Origin of the sequence: Symmachiella dynata, from assembly GCF_007747995.1 — a bacterium.
GTDB classification, from domain to species: domain Bacteria; phylum Planctomycetota; class Planctomycetia; order Planctomycetales; family Planctomycetaceae; genus Symmachiella; species Symmachiella dynata.
The window spans coordinates 4257940-4275723 of record NZ_CP036276.1; the positions used below are offsets into that span (position 1 = coordinate 4257940).

The 17784-nt window shown below is 55.1% G+C and carries 17 protein-coding genes; 3 read left to right on the plus strand and 14 right to left on the minus strand.

The genetic code is table 11. The annotated features are described in order from the left end of the window. Window positions 1–341: 341 nt before the first annotated feature. From Mal52_RS16025 to Mal52_RS16055, 7 genes are all read right to left on the minus strand, one after another. On the minus strand, window positions 342–1241 hold the full coding sequence (locus Mal52_RS16025; protein WP_145377196.1) for a GNAT family N-acetyltransferase: 900 nt from the start codon (window positions 1239–1241) through the stop codon (window positions 342–344). Between the two features lie 285 nt (window positions 1242–1526). Continuing rightward, window positions 1527–1751 carry an FmdB family zinc ribbon protein gene (locus Mal52_RS30555; RefSeq protein WP_145377197.1) on the minus strand — a complete coding sequence of 75 codons (225 nt, stop codon included), beginning with the start codon at window positions 1749–1751 and terminating at the stop codon, window positions 1527–1529. A 20-nt stretch (window positions 1752–1771) separates the two neighbouring features. Next, complete coding sequence (locus tag Mal52_RS16035; RefSeq protein ID WP_145377198.1) at window positions 1772–2326, minus strand: anti-sigma factor family protein; 555 nt, start codon at window positions 2324–2326, stop codon at window positions 1772–1774. Next, window positions 2313–2972 (minus strand): RNA polymerase sigma factor, encoded by a 660-nt coding sequence (locus Mal52_RS16040; RefSeq protein ID WP_145377199.1) that lies wholly within the window; start codon window positions 2970–2972, stop codon window positions 2313–2315. Before Mal52_RS16040 ends, Mal52_RS16035 begins: the two co-directional genes overlap by 14 nt. Before the next feature lie 198 nt (window positions 2973–3170). Then, window positions 3171–3800 (minus strand): tRNA (guanosine(46)-N7)-methyltransferase TrmB, encoded by a 630-nt coding sequence (gene trmB / locus Mal52_RS16045; protein WP_145377200.1) that lies wholly within the window; start codon window positions 3798–3800, stop codon window positions 3171–3173. A gap of 266 nt (window positions 3801–4066) precedes the next feature. Continuing rightward, window positions 4067–4567: a 3-hydroxyacyl-ACP dehydratase FabZ family protein gene (locus Mal52_RS16050; protein WP_145377201.1), complete on the minus strand. Its 501-nt coding sequence runs from the start codon at window positions 4565–4567 to the stop codon at window positions 4067–4069. Window positions 4568–4715: 148 nt separating this feature from the next. Next, a complete protein-coding gene (locus Mal52_RS16055) occupies window positions 4716–5675 on the minus strand; it encodes an HAD family hydrolase (RefSeq protein ID WP_145377202.1) in 960 nt (319 codons plus the stop codon). Window positions 5676–5892: 217 nt separating this feature from the next. Between Mal52_RS16055 and Mal52_RS16060 the strand changes: the two genes are divergently transcribed. Together Mal52_RS16060 and Mal52_RS16065 are read left to right on the plus strand one after the other, a co-directional pair. Next, window positions 5893–6291 carry a BlaI/MecI/CopY family transcriptional regulator gene (locus tag Mal52_RS16060; RefSeq protein ID WP_145377203.1) on the plus strand — a complete coding sequence of 133 codons (399 nt, stop codon included), beginning with the start codon at window positions 5893–5895 and terminating at the stop codon, window positions 6289–6291. Between the two features lie 412 nt (window positions 6292–6703). Beyond that, a complete protein-coding gene (locus Mal52_RS16065; RefSeq protein WP_145377204.1) occupies window positions 6704–6949 on the plus strand; it encodes a hypothetical protein in 246 nt (81 codons plus the stop codon). Window positions 6950–6977: 28 nt separating this feature from the next. On the opposite strand, the gene Mal52_RS16070 is transcribed toward Mal52_RS16065, so the two are convergent. The 7 genes from Mal52_RS16070 to Mal52_RS16100 form a co-directional block, all read right to left on the minus strand. Further along, complete coding sequence (locus tag Mal52_RS16070; protein ID WP_145377205.1) at window positions 6978–8963, minus strand: hypothetical protein; 1986 nt, start codon at window positions 8961–8963, stop codon at window positions 6978–6980. A gap of 148 nt (window positions 8964–9111) precedes the next feature. Continuing rightward, the gene (locus tag Mal52_RS16075; protein ID WP_145377206.1) at window positions 9112–10326 is read right to left on the minus strand and encodes a glycosyltransferase; all 1215 of its coding nucleotides are present in this window, start codon (window positions 10324–10326) and stop codon (window positions 9112–9114) included. Window positions 10327–10551: 225 nt separating this feature from the next. Beyond that, a complete protein-coding gene (locus Mal52_RS16080; protein ID WP_145377207.1) occupies window positions 10552–11994 on the minus strand; it encodes a DUF1501 domain-containing protein in 1443 nt (480 codons plus the stop codon). Between the two features lie 29 nt (window positions 11995–12023). Beyond that, the gene (locus Mal52_RS16085; protein ID WP_145377208.1) at window positions 12024–12575 is read right to left on the minus strand and encodes a Uma2 family endonuclease; all 552 of its coding nucleotides are present in this window, start codon (window positions 12573–12575) and stop codon (window positions 12024–12026) included. Window positions 12576–12622: 47 nt separating this feature from the next. Then, window positions 12623–13171, minus strand: a complete 549-nt coding sequence (locus Mal52_RS16090) for a Uma2 family endonuclease (protein ID WP_197534240.1) — start codon at window positions 13169–13171, stop codon at window positions 12623–12625. A 44-nt stretch (window positions 13172–13215) separates the two neighbouring features. Continuing rightward, entirely contained in the window at window positions 13216–15822 is a 2607-nt protein-coding gene (locus Mal52_RS16095; protein WP_197534241.1) for a PSD1 and planctomycete cytochrome C domain-containing protein, read from the minus strand. Window positions 15823–16083: 261 nt separating this feature from the next. Beyond that, the gene (locus Mal52_RS16100) at window positions 16084–16446 is read right to left on the minus strand and encodes a HEAT repeat domain-containing protein (protein ID WP_231962371.1); all 363 of its coding nucleotides are present in this window, start codon (window positions 16444–16446) and stop codon (window positions 16084–16086) included. A 244-nt stretch (window positions 16447–16690) separates the two neighbouring features. Here Mal52_RS16100 and Mal52_RS16105 point away from each other — a divergent pair, with 244 nt between their 5' ends. Next, window positions 16691–17170 (plus strand): hypothetical protein, encoded by a 480-nt coding sequence (locus Mal52_RS16105; RefSeq protein ID WP_145377211.1) that lies wholly within the window; start codon window positions 16691–16693, stop codon window positions 17168–17170. The last annotated feature ends 614 nt before the right edge of the window (window positions 17171–17784 follow it).

A 17784-nucleotide genomic window follows, 5' to 3' on the forward strand; every position in this document is an offset into this window, starting at 1 on the left:
TGCGATCCTCGCCTCCTTAGGAGGTTCTAAACGACGGCATCCGTTGCCAGACCCTCTATCGTGTTGCGATAGGAGCGCAGTGTTGCTGCTGGATGTGAAGACTGTCACGGCGAATCATGCACCATTCGATTCGCCGTCACGCTTATGGAAACTTACTCGGTGAAACGATCCTATCCGGACGGGCGCCGCTGTCAAACCAAAAAGCGAATCTTCTCAAGTCGATTTCAAATATGACTACGAAAAGCCGGAAACTCCCCTTCATTTTTCGGAACCGACGCGGACAAAAAAACATGGCCCGCCAACAGCCATGTGAACAACCTGTCGACTGTTTGCCGCGCAACTCACCGCGTCAAATACAAGTGCAGCGCTCGCGATGCCAATGCCGAAAAACCCAACCGTTCGTAAGTTGCGGACGCATACCGGTTTCGGCAATCGACCGCTAAAAAGACCGTGTCCGCTGCGGTTCGCGGCAGCTTGGGCAACGCATCCAACAGCATCCGCCAGCCGAGTCCTTGTCCTCGGCAGGACGGTCCCACCCCCATATAAACCAGTTCCCAGGCCCGTTGATCCGGATGCTCCGACAGCAACAAAACCCCCGCATCGACGCCATCAATGCAATACAATCGCCACGTCTCTGCCGCAAAGCGTCCCGCCGCTTGGTGCGACGCGAGTGCTTGCTCCGCGGTGCGAATCCCGTCCAGTTCGGGGCAATCCAACGTCGCCTGGTAGGTCTGCTCTAAGAGCGCTACAAATCGATCGTGCGTCTCCGTGCTGTAGACAACCGACTTGAGCGGCGGACGCGTGTCTTGCGGCCAATGGTGATCTAAATTCCGCTCCATAAACAACAGATCGGTCAAATACCCGATGCCGTTGCGCGTGAGAAGCTGCCGCCCCGAATGGTCATCTGGTTCTAAAATGGACTGAATGATCGTGACACCGGCTGCCTCCAAATGCCGGACAGACGCGGCGACGAGTGCATCGGCCATTTCGTCATCCGCATTCGCAACTTCGGGCGGCCAGATGGATGCCGTTTGCCCCGGTTGGATGACTGTAAGGATCGCGCCGACCGGTTCAGCGTCACGGTAGCCGATCAGCAGGTCGTCCAGGACCAACTCGCCATGCGCGGCAGAGGCTAAGGCGTTTGCGACGTGTTGCTGCCGATCCGCTTGTGGAACCTGCTGCATCAGCAATCGGACGGCGGATTCAACTTCTGGGCCGACGGCGGGACGGACGGTAATCATACTCCCCCCCTATGGCCGCAAGTGTCCACTGCGGCCATGGCTGGGCAATCCGCATGAAATATTGATCGGCGCATACTCAATGCACAACCGGCAAGATCTGGGGAGAGGGGAGAAGCGACGAGCCGCCAAAATGCAAAACGCAGCTTGGAAAACCGACAACGTCCCCGCAACCAAAGCAATCAGGAATCACCAGCCGCCTATCGCGTTGAGCAGCGGGTTGTCTGCAGAATACGCCGCTCAGGTCTGGATTTCAATCGCAGTCGTTGCACCGTCAGAAAGAGCGGCTTACATGCGGCAGCAACCTGGGCTGCAAGGAGGAGCATCGCTCGGGGGACAGGCGTTCGAGATCGGCAAACCACCCGCGGTGCGGGTGGCGTGTGCCGCTGGAGCGCTGAGCAACTTCTCTAACTCACCCGCCCCACAATCGGGGCACTTTACCTGTTCCCCGTTACGCACAAGAAGTTCAAACTCATGCTGACAAGCCGAGCAAGCGTACTCAAATATCGGCATGGCAAAAATGCGCCTTCGCTTTAAAGTTCGTGAATCGGTTCGAAATACGGGACCTGCTTCACCTGCTGTTGTCGCGGTGATTGATTACCAAGAGGATTTCCCACACCAAGCATATTGGACTCAAAACCAGCCCCACCGCGGTGCATGCGGCGAAAATCACCGTATTGCGACGCATTTTCCGCTGGGGCAGCTTGAGACCCAAAACTCGAATCGACAAACGAAACAGGTTCGCTTTGGCCATCGATCATGGGGGTTGACCCCACAAAAATCAAGAGCGCCACACAAGCTGCTGCCAACGTCGCTGTCGGCATCCAACTTGGATAGCCGCGCCGCGTCTGTAAAACGGTGGCCGGAGAAATTTGGGCACGTAACCGCGGCCACAGGGAGTCCCCACGAATCTCAGTGGGAGTTTCGCTTACGACACGCATGATCGTCCGGCTGTCGGTGAGACCCTGCAATGCCTCACGGCAAGCGGGACACTGAGCGATATGCCTACGGGCGGCGACCGCCTCGTTGACTTCCAATTCATCGCCGACCAACAGGGCCAACTTATGTTGAAAATCATGACAACTCATCGGTGAATTCCTCGCCCCCTAAAAATGTATCGACAACGTCTTGATCCAAATTCCGCTTTTCCCAGAGCTTTTGAAAGCGCGTCCGGGCTTCCGCCAATCGCCATCGAATCGTGGCTTCCTTGCGGTTTTCTATTGCGGCAATTTCCGAAGTAGAGAAGTTCTCCAAATCCCGTAAAACCAGCACTTTGCGGTACTTCTCGGGAATCTGCTCTAAAACGTGCTGCACTTCTTGCCGCAGGTCAATCTCTTGACGCGGGTCGTCGGTCGACGGATCGGGTGACTTTTCTGAGGCACTTTCAGAGAAAAGCGACGTCCAACCGCGACGTTTCCTGCGTCGCAAATAATCCAATGCCAAATTCACGCCAATGCGGAACAACCACGGGCCAAATCGACGTGAGGGATCAAACTGGTCCAACCGTTCAAATGCGCGGAGAAACGTTTCCTGTGCCAAGTCACGCGATAACTCCGTGTCATGCACGAATCGCAGAATCACCCCAATCAGCCGCCGTTCGTACCGCGTCACCAGCCCGCCATAAGCATCCTTATCGCCACGGCGCACATCTTCCACCAGACGGGCATCACTGAGCGTAACCCCGGATTCCTCAAGATCGGTTGTACCGGCCTCGTTTTTTGACATTAAGATCATAAGCAATTCCCTTCACGCCGTTCGTCGTTAACTACGTGCGTGAGGTCATTGCTGTTGGAAAGTAATGGCGAACTATTGCGTCGCCTAGACGGCCCCTTCAGCGAGGAGCCATAACCCTCTTCATATAAACGGGTTGTGAAACATACCCCAGTTCGGTTCGTTTGAAATTCAAGCGTCCCCAACTGCCGATCTGTTTCGCTACTCTTCTAGTTTACACCATTCCGCACGGAAAATCGGCAAACCCAGCTTCCGTTTCTTCCGCTCAAAACTTGTGTGGTAATCCATGTCGTTTTCCGGCGAACGCTCTGGGGGAGTCGTCCGCGGGCCAAATGCGGGGTGTTCGTCGACCATTTTCACCGCCACATCGAAGTATTCTTCGACATCTGTCCAAAAATGCAGTTTGCCTCCTGGAATCAAAATCCGCCGAATGTGCTCCACTAGAAAATCGTCAAAGACACGGCGCGGTTTGTGCCGTCGTTTCCACCACGGGTCCGGAAAATAAACGTGAACTCCCGCCACACTGGCTGAAGCAATTCGCTCGCCCAGCACAACTTTCGCATCACCGCCCAAAAATCGAACATTGGACATCTCGCGTTTAGCAACCCGCAAAGCCGCCCGCCGCCCCTCGCGATAGTTGATCTCAATTCCCAAGAAATTTGACTCAGGACGACGACGTCCCTCATTGAACAGAAACAAACCGCGACCCGCACCGACTTCGACTTCCACCGGATGGTCGTTGCCAAAGTATTCCTGCCAGTCAAACGGGCCTTCGATATCGGCGAGAATCTGAAAGTACGGACGAAGGTCAATCTGGGGTGCTAAAGCCATAAGTGTCGATTCGGTCGTCACTAAAAGTCGATGTTGAAAACTTGTTGAATACCCGTTGAAAACTTTGCAGCGGCAGCATCCGCTTACGGTTCTGCCGCTTCTGGTCTGTCATGATTCATGATTCAGGCTGGGTGGCTGGAGACGAGTGCCAACTCGCCCCCAGGTCGTTTGAGATCCCCGTGCTACACACACGATGGACAAACGGCATCCGTCCCCAACCGCCATGATCTCTAACATCTACGGAATTCGCAGACGTTGTGTGACAACTAGCTCGATTTGGTTTCTCGTTTAATCGGCACACCGATAATCGTGCCGCTAAAGACCATTTTCCCGTCGACAACCCCCTGCACCGTATTCACAGCACGGATATTGGGACGTAATTTCGTGCAACGAGCCATGAGAATCAGACGACTGCCGGGATACACCGGAGCACGGAAGCGAATCTCATCCATGCCGCCAAATCCCAGAAAATCCCCGCCCAACAGGTCATACTTGCGCGCATAAAAACCGGCCAATTGGGCGGCCGCTTCGCAAATGATGACTCCCGGCATCAACGGAAATCCGGGCATATGGCCCGCCACCCAAAACTCTTCTTCGGTGACATCCAAATAGCCGACGACGCCGTGATTATCGCGATCAACGTGCACAATCGCCGTCAAATGCTCCATTTGATTGCGTTGTGGGTTGATCCGACGAATGGCATCGATATCAAAAATCGGCTTGCTGAAGTCGATCTGGTTCAAATCATATAACAGTGGTGGGGGCATGGGCTCTGCTCATTTTTCAATAAGGTGGGCAATTGACCTGGGGAAACTGTTCCCCACGCCAACTGAATTCAAAACCAACCGACACGTCTTCACAGTGCCCGTTCCGGGGCCTTGAAAAAAGACATCGCGTTGGGCTTTGTGGTGGGTTTTAAGAAATCGACAAGATTTTCTCAATCTGCGAGAGTTCGACAATCAGCCGATCCGGTTTGATTGCACTGTCTTTGAGATCCTCCGCTGAGGCGTCCAGACTCGATTTGTCGCCGGCAAACAGCGCGGTCTTCATTCCCAGCTTTTTTGCGACACCCAAATCATCGCGGATGCGTGAACTGATGTACAAAACGTTCTTGGCGGGAATCCCCAGCTTCTCAAATTGTTGCACGCTCGTGTCAAACAAGACCTGAGACGGTTTCCGAAATCCCACGCGATAAGACAACGCAAGACAATTTGGCGCAAACAAATTCTCAGGCGCGCGTAGTTTACCTTGCAACCGCAGTGCTCGCAACATTTGTGTGTAGCTAAAGGACTGCGCGTCGGAAAGCAGCCCTTGCGTCCGCCCCGATTCCGAAACAGCCTCCAGCGCCTGTGAGGCACCCGGAGCGGCGGCGGTCCCCTGTAGACAGGAATGGAAAAAATAGGCGACCTTTTCGCAAAAATCGTCCAAACTGCCGTAAAACGAGGCGTCGAATTGATAGTCTTTCTGCTGCAACCGACCGATCATCGTCCGCCAAATCTCGGTGCTATTCACTTCCGGGGCCTGCCCCCGCTTCTTCGTGCCCCCCATCGCGAACCGGTCCACCGTTTCGTCGTATTTGTGCAGAAAGTATTCCCACGGCGCGCCCGGTTTGCGGCTCATGGAATTCCACATGTTGAACTCTTTGATGGTCTTGTCCAAGGCAATCTGCATGGGGAGTTGCTGGGGATGACGGTGCAACAACTGCCCTTCAGAAATCGTCAACAACGTCCCGTAGAGATTCCAGACCACGCCCCGAATATTGGGCAACGGTTTCAGGTACGGTGTTGCCTTGGCCGCAACCGGCGCCGGGGGCATCGGCCATAACAGATCGCGATTCGCGAGCCACTCGGCGTACTCGTCTAAAGATTTAGGCATAGCATCCATCAAATTAGGTCGGGCAGGCTGAACGTTTCGTGCAGTCAACGAGTATACAGCCACGGGCCGACCGACTCCAATGAATGACGGTTCGCCTGCTCTTCAGAGAGAGAAATATCACCGACGGTCGCCCAAAAAGGCCAGTGACGGGGTTGACGGCTTACAAAAGTACGCTACAATGACTTTCATTCGTAAGTTAACGGGAAGGAGGCACAGCATGGGAAAACGACAACCGGCATCCAAAGCAGAATTGGAGATCGCCCGCATCGTCTGGGATTTGGGCAACGCCACCGTGCGACAGGTCTTTGAACAGGTCGATCCGTCGCGGGAACTCGATTTCAAAACCGTGCAAACCTATCTCCGCCGACTAGAAGCCAAAGGATATCTGAACACCCAGCAAGACGGCCGCAGCAAGGTGTACTCCCCCAAAGTCCGGCCCAGGCAAGTCATTCGCGAAACGGTCGATGATTTTCTGCAGCGGCTCTTCGATGGGGCCACACTGCCGTTGGTGCAACATTTGATTTCAGAACGAGACATCTCGGCCAACGAAATCCAAGAACTCCGCGAGATGCTCGATCGCTGGGAACAGGATCATGGCCCTCCTCAGGAGAAGTGAACATTTCAGGCTCAGCAGTGTCAAACCCGGCAACTGAGCCGATTGAGACTCGGTGTGGCTGCCGCCGCCGCGCTCGCCCGGCGGCGGCCTCATCTTGTGTATCTCGCTGTGGATGTATCATCTCGCTAGGTGCTATTGGCATCGCGATGATTCTTACGCACGGAAAGACGCCCCTTCTATCGCAGCAAGCGTTGCGATGAGCCTGTGGCCCAGGTATCCCGCGTAGCTGCATTTCTCCAAGTGTTGCCTGCCTCACAAAGTCCGCTCCCGCAAACGTCGATACCCTTTTTATCGAGGCATCTCCGGATATCGCCATTGGATGTGAAACTGATATTCCGTCACCGCTCTGCGGGGTTTTGAGACCGCCGGTTGTCAATCGCTGGGAACGGATTCTGTGAAAAGGAACAACACAATGAAACGGATTTCAATCGGGTTGTACGGAGCGGTCATGTGCGGATGCCTGTTGCTCACCGGCTGCGCAACGGCCGGCCATCAGATGCCCGCCCACGAATTTGCCGAGTCCGGTGCCGCTTGTGCCAACGGCAGTTGCTCCGCTTCACCAGCCAACTGTACCAACGGAAGCTGCCAAGCTAGCCAAGGCAGTTGCAGCAGCGGAAGTTGTTCCGCGTCTGCGAAACACGCGGGGGCGTTGTATTAAGACGTCCGGAGCTTGCTAGTCAGCCAAATCAAGGACCATCCACGAGCGTCCGTCGCATCTCCTGGAGACGGCGGGCGATTTTTTTGTGGACCGCCTCGGTCTGACGCACAACGAGCACATCCTGGAACGCATCGATTGAACCGGGACCACCGGTGCCGTCCCACGTCTCGATGGCGAGGTCGGACCTGAGAGTGTCCGCTATCTGCTGAGTCGCATCGGCAATCCGATATCGCTCCTGAACCGCCGGATCAATAGGCGGATCAACAACCGGCACGGGGCGGACGTACCGGCCTCCCTGAAAATCATCGGGGCCGACTTGAAACTGTCCCTGCCCCCGAAATCCATCGCCTTGAAATCCGCCACCTTGACGTTGGTGATTGTGTCGTTGGCGATGAGCAGCGGGGTCAGGCTCGATCTTCTCAGCGAGATCCACAACATCATAGACCCGAATCGTGCATTCCTCTTCAGCGATTCGCCGCGTGGTGATGCGAAGTTGCTCGTTGTCGTAAATTGCCACCAAATCCAAAGGCTTTAGGATTGTTTGCAAGCATGATTCTAGTGTGACACCCGAGGCTGTGATGCTAACCGGTGAATCAGGACTGATGCCTTCGTCAAATAGCGTCACCTTGTCCAACCAGAGTAGAATATCGTGCATCTTCGCCAGCGTTTTCAGCACGCCGAACAACGGCTCGTCATTGAGGACGAGGTTGACGTTTTCCGATAACGACTGCTGAATCCGGGCCTCCGCTCGCCGCTGACGATTGCTCGGCATCGGCGCCGGGCGCTGAATGCGCGGCGTGGTGCGGATGCGCTGGATGTCGAACAGCAGTTGGGCGATTTCGGCGTGAACGCTTTGCGTCTGAGAGACCACGAGCATTCCGGGGAGGACTCCAATTTGTACAGGTCCCGTGCTTGCTGGCCACGAATCGGGGGCCACTGTTGTCCCGATCAAATTGCAAATTGAATCGTAATCTTCTCCAACAATGATTCGGCGGACATCATAAATTCGTGCAATTTCTTTTTCCTCGGCGATCCGTGGCGTCGTCACAACTAATACCCCATGTTCAACGACAAACGTCAATTGCCACGGCAAAAACATTGTGTGCAGCGCGGCCTTCAACGAAATCTCTTCGATGTCATCATTGATCGGAGAATCCGGGCTAATGCCTTCGTCTGAGAGACTCTGTTCGTCCAGCCAGATATTGATGCGACAACGGTTCGCCAGCTCATGCAGCGCATCCACCAATGGCTTATCTACAAAATCCACCTGAATCGGCTGTTCGAGGCGCAGGCTGATCGCAAGATCTTGAGCGGAGGCGGGGGCTCCCGGTTGCGCAGGATAATCACAGCCACCCGGATGGCCGTAAAAACGGTCGAGTTGCCTGTAGAGGTTCTGGAGTTCACGGTGCACCGCTTGAGTTTGGCGTACCCAGAGGCCATTCTCGACATCGGTGATTGTGCCCTGACCGAACGGTTGCCCCCAACTATCGCGAGCTACATTCCTTAGGATCAAATAAGTCATGGATTCTGCATCAACTGGTCCATCACCGTCCACCAAATCCGGCAACCGATAGAAATGCGTTTCCAGCATGTGAGCGGCGGAACTTTCGGAGGTCACCAACAGCGTGCCGCGATTCTCCACGTACGCGCCGCCGCGTGGCACGAGCAATAACGACAACACGTCACGCAGGGCAATTTGTTTCAAATGCATGGTGACCGGTTCGGTGAAAATGTCGTCGTTGAATGCGGTTTCGTCAAAACGGACCAGAATCCCCTGCTCTGTGGCGGTCAATTCAATCGCGCGCTTCAACGGCAACCCGTCGATGTCGACGTCAACCTGCCGATCAAGTGCCTGGCGAAGCTGACTGGCGGTCAGTGACATCGGAGCCTGTTCGGTCTCAACGTCGGTATCGCGTGTCTCCTGCACACCGTCCAAAGCACCCACCACAATAGCGGCCACAATGCACACCACGACGATCAACACCGTAGGTTTGAAAGGTGCAGAACGCGCCATGCAGGTCACCTCCTCGGTCTGTTGGTCCACGTTTCAATAGTATCACGAGTCGTACTCGCGGATCGCTCCTAAAGGGAGCAGGTGGTGCGACTGGTTATCGCGTCATGACAATTGTCTATACGAACAGCCGACAGCAGAATTCACACGATTACGACCGGGACGCCTCATTCACCGTCCGCTCAAATAGATCAAGCAGTTGCGGCGTCTTCTTCTCCAGGCTGTAGTGTTCCTGGATCATCTCCATGCCTGCTTGGCCGAGGTGGCGGAAGGCTGCGGGGTCGTCGAGGACTTTCATCGCCTCGGCGGTCAGCGCATCGACATCGGCGAATCCGGCGAGGAGGCCGTTTTGTTCGTGCTCAATCATCTCTTGAACCGGAGCCGTATCGGAGGCCAAGACCGTGCAGCCCACCGACAGCGCATTCATCAACGACCAACTCAACACAAATGGAACAGTCAAGTAAATGTGCAAATCACTGAGGCTCAGGACATTCACGAGATCCGGCGTGGGAATACGGCCAGTGAAAATGAAGCGGCTGAGGTCGTAATTGTCCTGTTTGAGAACATGTTCGCGGAACGATTGCTCCTCGATATGGTTTAAGTCCCCGCCATAAGCGACGCGGTCACTACCCACCACAACAAACACGACGTCGCTCCGTGTATCGCAAATGCGTTTGGCGACCTTCATAAAAATGTCAAAGCCCCGCATCGATTCGAAGCCACGGGAGACATAGGTCACGATTTTGGTATCGGCGGGAATTTCGCGGTTGGCGATTTTGCGAGGGACGTCGCGGCGATGCCACAGGTCGGTGTCGATGCCGTCGAAGATCGTTTCCAGTTTGGGCTGATACTCGTCCGGGAAGAGTTCGCGTTGCCAGTTCGTGGGCGAATAACCCCGCGTGCAGGTTTGCAGGTCGAGTAGGATCATGGCATTGCGAGCCCGCGACCGCAAAATGCTCATTTCGTTGGCCGGGTACTCCGGTCGATAGTCGAGATCGGAGCCGTGACCGCGGTAATAGTATTCGAAGTAGTTGATAATCGGACGATCGTACAAATCGGCCAGCCACAACGTCGAACCGAATCCGCTGTGCCCGACGATCAGATCGGGTTTGATTTCAGGGTGCGCTTTCATCGCTTCGTAGACACCCCAAGCATGCCAAGTCGCATTTTCAAATGTGCGACTGCAATAGTGCGTCGCCTTGGTCGCCCCCCCTTTGGCCTGATACTGAATCCGCCGCACCCCATCGACATCGGCAGAAGGATGTTCGCAAACGAACGAACATTCAAACCCTTTATTCTGCACCAGATGCCGGGCGATATGCCCGAACTGAGCGGGAAAATTGTTATGAACAAACAACACATGCATACTGAAGACTCCTACGTGAACGCCAAATTCACAGGCTTGCCTGCACGGTACACGACGGCGGAGTCCGACGCAAATGGGCGGAGGCTCGAGGCTACAGGCTTGAGGCTACAGGGCTGGTTGATCCCGCTGTAATATCAACTCGACGCCCTCTTCGGTAATCGACCTGCGACTGACTAGCGCTAGCCTGCCCTCAAGCCTGTCACCTCAAGCCTCACGCCTTCTAAGCTACGCCAGTAGTTGCTCCACCACGCGGCCTGGTTGGCCGTCGAGGAGGGTTTGTTCGCGGGCGTTGCGTTTGTAGGAGAGTTTTTCGGGATCGAGACCGAATAGGTGCAGCAGCGTGGCGTGGTAGTCGTAATGATTGACGACATCGGTGACAGCATGGTGGCCGAAGTCGTCGGTTTCGCCATGCACGCAGCCCCCTTTGAAGCCGCCGCCGGCCAACCACATGCTAAAGCCATAGGTGTTGTGGTCGCGGCCAATGTTCTTTTCGTTTTGAATCACCGGCAACCGCCCCATTTCGCCCCCCCAATGCACCACGGTGCTATCGAGCAATCCGCGCTGTTTGAGGTCGGCGACCAGTGCCGCAGAGGGTTGGTCGGTCTTTTTGCAGGCTTTGGGGAGTGAGTTTTTAATATTTCCGTGATGATCCCAGTATTGGTTTTGTGTAAAAACCTGCACAAACCTTACGCCTCGCTCGACCAACCGGCGGGCGATCAGGCAACGGCTGCCATAATCCTTTGTCGCCGGGTCGTCCATGCCGTACATCGTTTGCGTGGCTTTGGTTTCTTGTGAGAGATCGAGTGCTTCGGTAGCGGCAGTTTGCATGCGGGCCGCAAGTTGGTAACTGGCAATCCGCGCCTGCAGATCTAATTCGCCCGGGCGGTCTTCAATATGTTTTTGATTGAGCGCATCGACGTAATCCAGATAACGTCGTTGCGCGGTCCCGCGAAGATGCGTCGGCGCATTGAGGTTGAGGATCCGCGGTTCTTGCGGACGAACAACGGTTCCTTGATACAACGACGGCAGCCAACCGTTCGACCAGTTTTGGACCCCTGCCACCGGCAAACCGGCCGGATCGGTCATCGCCACATAAGCGGGCAGTTCCTGCGACGGGTTACCCAATCCGTACGTCAACCAACTTCCCAGCGCCGGGCGGCCTCTTTGAATGCGGCCGTTGTTTAATGCATAAATCGATTGGACATGATTGTTCACACCGGTACGTGTCGAACGAACGAGCGTGATGTCGTCAACAACATTCGACAGATGCGGCAACAACTCAGAGAGCTCCATGCCACATTCGCCGTGTGCCTGAAATTTCCAAGGGGAGTGCAACACCTTGGAACTGGCCTGGGCGGCATTGTCGTATTTCACGGTGCCAGGAAACTTCTTGCCGTCCCATTTGGCCATTTCAGGCTTGGGATCGAACATATCGATGTGGCTGGGGCCCCCCTGCATGAACAACGAGATCATCGCCGTGGCGCGGGGGGGATGATGCGGCTGCTTGGGGGTGAGATCAAAACTCCGTGGTCCCACGTCCGGTTTGATCGCCTCGGCGCGAACGTCTTCTTCGTGGAGCAGATGCGCCAGCGCCAAGGAGCCAATGCCCATGGCATTAGCAGCCAGGAAGTGGCGACGGGTGGATTGTGGTCTGGTTGGATCAATCATGATATGCGGCGATACTATCCGTAGGTAGATTATTCAAAAAACTTGCCGACGAGGACTTGGAAATCGCCCAACACGTCAGGAATCGCCAGCTGATCATCGGCGTTTAACGTATCGAACGGTTTGTCGGCATAATAGAGGTCAGCGCGTTGCGGTTCGTCGTCTAAAACACAGACCACTTGAACGCCCGCTTCCAGATATTCGGCGACTTTGGCAAGCACCGCCGTCCGTCGTTCGCTGGGCGAAAGCACTTCGAAGACCAAATCAGGCGGAACCGGCAAATATCCCGGCGGTAACGGCCCACGAGGAACTTTTTCATAGCTATAAAATGCAACATCGGCACCGCGAACCGTATCGGGATTACGCTCGGTGATGACTCCGGAGTCGTTACTGAGCACGTGCCCCAAGTCATTGTGTTCTAAAAACTGTCGCAAAACATAAACAACTTGTGAGCAAATCTGTCCGTGTCTGGATGCGGGGGGATTCATTGTGAGCACGTCTCCTCGCACGAGTTCGGTCGGCTGTCCGCTATCGGGCAGGTGCAGATACTCGTCCGCGGTCATGAATGTCGTCGTGGTGGCCATGGCCGTTGCCTTGTCGTCAACAATTTGAAAGAAGGTGCGCTCGTAATTTAGGCGAATATTTTCGCGACCGGCACTACAAAACCGGGCATTTCATTGGGGAAGGTCAATTCATCCGTTTCGTCAAGAACATCCGTCTGATCCCTGGCACGATACGTCGTAATGCTTCGCTGACGATCATCCACAACACAAACAACGGCGACGCCCACCCGCAGATACTCGCTGGTCTTTTGCTTGATGTTTGCGACTTGATCATTGGGTGAGAGCACTTCAAAAACAATATCGGGTGGCCCAGGCGGGTACCCTTCAGGGGCTTGTCCGCGCGGAACGGTCTGATAGCTGTAATAAGCCACGTCGGCTCCGCGCACTGTATCGGGGTTGCGCTGCGTGATGACACCGGAATCGTTGCATACAACTGTTCCGGTTGGATTCTCCTCCAAAAAGCCTTGCAACAAAAATGCAATTCGTGAACAAATCTGTCCGTGTCGAAATCCGGGTGGGTTCATTGTGTAAATGACTCCCTTGACAAGTTCCGTCGGGCGGTCGCTCTCTGCTTGCAGCAGATACTCCTCGGCTGTGATCAGAATTGTGGTAGCCATGATGGTCATTGCTCCTCTACAAGAAACGGAGCCGCAAATGAATTTCAATCGACGTACAGAAAACGATTCGTACTAAACAGCGCTTGACAGAAAACGGCCAATGCATGGTCTTCCGGCGAAGTCTTATCGTCCTTAATCTTATGACTTTTGAAGTGTTCGGCTTGGTCATTCAAAAAGTCAACCGCCGCTTGTTGTTCCGACTCCGAAGGCTCAACGCCAAATGCAAGTCGCCAAGCGAGCGCCGCCCGTTTGGTTGGCTCGGCGCCGGCATCTGCTGCAATCCGCTGTGCAAAGTGCTCGGCAAGCGAAATCGTGAAATTGCTGTTCATCAGCATCAAAGCTTGCGGTGCAACCGTCGATGGTGTGCGGGCTTCGCAGTTGGGTTCCATGATCGGCGCGTCAAACGCATCTAAGACAGCCAAGGGTTGGCTGCGGCGGACTTGAATATAAACGCTGCGGCGAAATTCCTTCCCTTTTAGATCGACAGCCTTCCCTGTGGGGCGTCCGGCCGAATCGGTCGTATCAATGCCGACCACAATTTGGCCGACTTCATCTTCACGAACCGGGACCGGCGGACCGAATTGCTCGGTATTGAGTTTTCCGCTGACCGCCAACATCGAATCGCGCAAGACTTCTGCTTCAAGCCTGCGAATCGACATCCGTCCGTACAACAGATTATCGGGATCAGCCATCTCGATTTCGCTACGGCGTTTTGAGGATTGGCGATAAGCGGTCGAGAGCATCATCATTTTGTGCATCCGTTTTAATTTCCAGCCCCCCTGCATGAAATCGCTGGCCAACCAATCCAGTAGATCGGGATGCGTGGGGCGATCACCCAAAACTCCAAAATCCCCGAGGCTGCCGACGATGCCGCGACCAAAATGATGTGCCCACACGCGATTGATCAATACGCGGGCCGTGAGGGGATGATTTCCATCGGTCAATTGCTCGGCAAACGCCAGCCGCCGTCCGGTAGTTGGCCGAGTTGTGTCATTGACGGGAATCTTCGTGGGTGTCATCCAACTAATGACCGTCAGTCCCGCCGGAGCTAATGCTTCTTTCGGTTGCGCATATTCGCCGCGATAAAACAAATGCGTCGACGGAACCTGCCCCGGTCGTTCAGAGAGGATTCTTACAAATTCTTCCTTGGGCTTCGTGGCTCGGATCTTGGCCGCTTCGGCTGCCATTTTCTTCAACTCATCAGCAGCCTTGCGATCGTAGAGATACAGCGAACCGGCCGAGACGTTGACACTGGGATGCTCTTTGAGCAACTTTTGTTGTTCGGGAGTTCGTTTGGCTGCCGGTGTTTCGCGAGCTGCACGCACCGTTTCTCGCAACTCCTCGGGCAGCTTGGCCAACTCCGACTCTAATGTGGCTTGAATAAATTCATTCTGTTTCTTGGTTCGCTGAGCGTCGATGACTTTGGCTTTCGCTTCAATGTCGGCAGCCTGTTTGCGATCGTCATCGGTATACAAGCTCAACAGGCGACCTCGGGGTGACCGCCATTTTTTCCAGTCATAAGCCGGTTCGAAGATCGATCGCATACGGTAGTAGTCAGTTTGCGGGATGGGATCGTACCGGTGGTCGTGGCATTCCGCACAACCGACCGACATGCCCATCAGCGATGTCGAGACGATCTTAATCGTATCGGCAATCACCTGATTGCGGGCAACCGGCTGATCGACGCCGCCTGAACCTGTGCCGTCGGGTGCCATCCGCAGAAAACCCGTAGCGGTCAAGATGTCGATCTGCTCCGGCGTCAAGTTCCTGTGCGGCATGGGGACCAGTTCATCTCCGGCGAGTTGTTCCACAATCAACCTGTCAAACGGTTTGTCGGCGTTGAATGCGCGAATGACGTAATCGCGGTATTTGTAGGCATGATCACGCACTTGGTCGACTTCGGCAAAACCTTCGGAGTCGGCGTAACCAGCCACGTCCAGCCAATGTCGTCCCCAACGTTCGCCGTAGTGCGGGGAGGCCAATAGCTCGTCTAAAACTTTTTCGTACGCATCGGGAGAGGCATCATTGATGAAGTTTTGCACCTGCTGCGGAGCTGGGGGCAGACCAATCAGATCGAAATAAGCCCGCCGAATCAGCGTCTGTTTGTCTGCGGCAGGAGCAAATGCGAGGTTTTTCTCCTCCAAACGTCGCAACAAAAACGCGTCGATCGGGGTTTGCACGTCGTCGGCATGTTGCACGACAGGCACTTGGGGATCACGTATCGGTTGGAAGGCCCAGAAATTGCGTTCCTCTTCGGTGATCAATGAGGCCGGGTCGAGGTTCTCAGGTTCCGGACGTGCCGTTTTCGCTCCCGCGGAAATCCAACGGCGGAGGACATCGATCTCTTTGTCCGACAACTTGGTGTCACCCGGCGGCATTTCCTGCTCGATGACTTTGTCCAGCAGCACACTGTCTTCGAGATCACCCGGCGTAATTGCTGGACCGCTGTCCCCTCCCGCAACCATGAGCCTGCGCAGTCGAAGGTCGAGCCCGCCTTCCATTTCACCCGCTTCGCCATGACAGGCAAAGCAATGTGTCTTGAGAATCGGACGCACGTCCTTTTCGAAGGTTGGTTGTTCGGCAGCGAATGCGAACGTTGTGAGATTGGCTCCACAAACGGCCATCAGGAGAATCGGCAGATATCGTGGCATAGTCGATGTTTGTAAATTGTAGGTGGGTGGCGGGATCGATTAGGTGGGCTCGACGCATCAACGAATGTTTATTTTCGCTGACAGCGGGCCTTCTCGCAAGGGGGAACCGTGAATTCAGGCTCAATTCCGCAGTTGGAAACGGAATTTGATTCGCTCGACCAGACCTCAAAAGCGCATAAAAAGAAGGCGGCCCCGATGGTTTGATCCATCGAGGCCGCCCGTATCACAACTCTTCAGAACTTTAAGACAGACGTCTTTCGACTAGCGAATCAGACCGAACAAGTTGCTCAAACCGCGGTGCGATTTTTGCGTTTGTTGGTTGCGAATCCGCGAGGGGAAGTACGCTTCCGGTTCGGCCGGAGGAGCCGGAGCCGGAGCTGCTTCGTCGCCACCTTCGGCCGGAGCCGGGGCGGGGGCGGCACCAGCGGCACCACAGGCAGCCGGGGCACAGGTGTTGCAGCAAGTTTGGCCACAGCTGTTGCAGTTGCAGCAATCGTCAACTTCGTAGCCACATTCTTTCAAGGCTTTCTCCGCAGCACGGCGAACACCCCGATCGCAGTCGGCCAAGGCACAGGCCAAAGCACAAACCACGTTTTTGCAGCAGCAGCAAGGGAACTTCTTCACTTGGTGACGGATTCCATCGGCAGAAGCCTTCCGGACCCGCTCGTCGCAGTCATTCAATCCCACAACCAAGGCACACATGATTTCCGGGTTGCAGACGCACTTGAACTTCTTCAGCTTCTTGATCGCACGGGCACGATCTTTGGCGTAGCAAGCTGTTTGCGATTTGTAGATGTAGTGTGCGATTTCGCACGGATCATCGTCGCAGCAGATTTGCTCGCAGTCGCAGCATCCACCACCGCAACCAGTGTCGCAGCAGGAGGACGGAGCACAGCAGTTGTTGCCGGCCGGAGCACAGCAAGCATCACCAGCCGGGGCACAGCAGGCGTTGCCAGCGGGGGCACAGCAGGCGTTGCCAGCGGGGGCACATCCAGCGTTGTCACAGCATTTGTTGTCGCACAGTTGCTCGCAGCATTTGCAAGGATTCCAGCACGGCTTGGGGCAGCACTTGGGAACGCAAACAACGCGAGGTTGGCAACAAGGAGCCGGGGCACAGCAGGACGCCGGGCCACAGCAGCTGTTCGCAGCCGGAGCACAGCAGCTGTTGCCAGCCGGGGCACAGCAAGCGTCACCAGCGGGAGCGCAACATGCGTTTCCAGCGGGGGCACAGCTGTTTGCGGCGGGGGCACAGCACGGGTCGGCAGGAGCACAGCACGCCTTGGGGGCGCAACAATCAGTCGGAGCACAAGTGTCGCAGCAGGTCGGCTTGCAGCACGACCGTTGGTAGTTAAAGACCTTGTGACAGGTCGGACGACAGATGACTGGTTTACAACAGATGCGCGGACAGGCCAACGCACAATCACAGCTTTTCGCGGCTCCACAACAGTCACTACTTCCGTGGTGTCCGCCGAACAAACCGGCTTGAGCCGTGTTCGCCAAACCCATCAGTGCAACCATCGCGGTGCATACCTTGATCCATTTCATGGAACAACATCTCCTTCCCTTGGGATTGAAGTTCTTTATCACTCGTGTGGGGATTGCGCCGTCCAGAGTTTCGTATCAGCAGCTTGATTCCGGGTGGTCATTGGAATTTCGCGGCCTGCGACGCGCGTCGCACTCTTGTGGCTGATTAAAATCGCAATCTCGAACAGAGTGACAACATTTCGCACTCGGTTTTTCTCAATGAGATTTGTGACTTCCCCGGCCGGAGTTGGGTGATTCTGTAAATCGGAGCCAACAATCGGCCATCGGTTCTGACGTCCAAACCAATTGGCCGTCACAACAAGACTGGTCCAAAATATCGGTCCATCGCTCACACATGCTTGAGACTCTCGAAGTTATAAACTGGTAAAAACTTAGGGCAATTTCATGCGTGAGTTGCGCAACGGTGACGCTTAGTCA

Excerpts from the sequence above, each read along its gene's own strand:
- Mal52_RS16060 (WP_145377203.1), top strand. The coding sequence starts at position 5,893 with ATGGGAAAACGACAACCGGCATCCAAAGCAGAATTGGAGATCGCCCGC.
- Mal52_RS16085 (WP_145377208.1), bottom strand. The coding sequence starts at position 12,575 with ATGGCCACCACGACGACATTCATGACCGCGGACGAGTATCTGCACCTG.
- Mal52_RS16050 (WP_145377201.1), bottom strand. The coding sequence starts at position 4,567 with ATGCCCCCACCACTGTTATATGATTTGAACCAGATCGACTTCAGCAAG.
- Mal52_RS16075 (WP_145377206.1), bottom strand. The coding sequence starts at position 10,326 with ATGCATGTGTTGTTTGTTCATAACAATTTTCCCGCTCAGTTCGGGCAT.
- Mal52_RS16025 (WP_145377196.1), bottom strand. The coding sequence starts at position 1,241 with ATGATTACCGTCCGTCCCGCCGTCGGCCCAGAAGTTGAATCCGCCGTC.
- Mal52_RS30555 (WP_145377197.1), bottom strand. The coding sequence starts at position 1,751 with ATGCCGATATTTGAGTACGCTTGCTCGGCTTGTCAGCATGAGTTTGAA.
- Mal52_RS16090 (WP_197534240.1), bottom strand. The coding sequence starts at position 13,171 with ATGGCTACCACAATTCTGATCACAGCCGAGGAGTATCTGCTGCAAGCA.
- trmB (WP_145377200.1), bottom strand. The coding sequence starts at position 3,800 with ATGGCTTTAGCACCCCAGATTGACCTTCGTCCGTACTTTCAGATTCTC.
- Mal52_RS16040 (WP_145377199.1), bottom strand. The coding sequence starts at position 2,972 with ATGATCTTAATGTCAAAAAACGAGGCCGGTACAACCGATCTTGAGGAA.
- Mal52_RS16065 (WP_145377204.1), top strand. The coding sequence starts at position 6,704 with ATGAAACGGATTTCAATCGGGTTGTACGGAGCGGTCATGTGCGGATGC.
- Mal52_RS16055 (WP_145377202.1), bottom strand. The coding sequence starts at position 5,675 with ATGCCTAAATCTTTAGACGAGTACGCCGAGTGGCTCGCGAATCGCGAT.
- Mal52_RS16070 (WP_145377205.1), bottom strand. The coding sequence starts at position 8,963 with ATGGCGCGTTCTGCACCTTTCAAACCTACGGTGTTGATCGTCGTGGTG.
- Mal52_RS16080 (WP_145377207.1), bottom strand. The coding sequence starts at position 11,994 with ATGATTGATCCAACCAGACCACAATCCACCCGTCGCCACTTCCTGGCT.
- Mal52_RS16095 (WP_197534241.1), bottom strand. The coding sequence starts at position 15,822 with ATGCCACGATATCTGCCGATTCTCCTGATGGCCGTTTGTGGAGCCAAT.
- Mal52_RS16035 (WP_145377198.1), bottom strand. The coding sequence starts at position 2,326 with ATGAGTTGTCATGATTTTCAACATAAGTTGGCCCTGTTGGTCGGCGAT.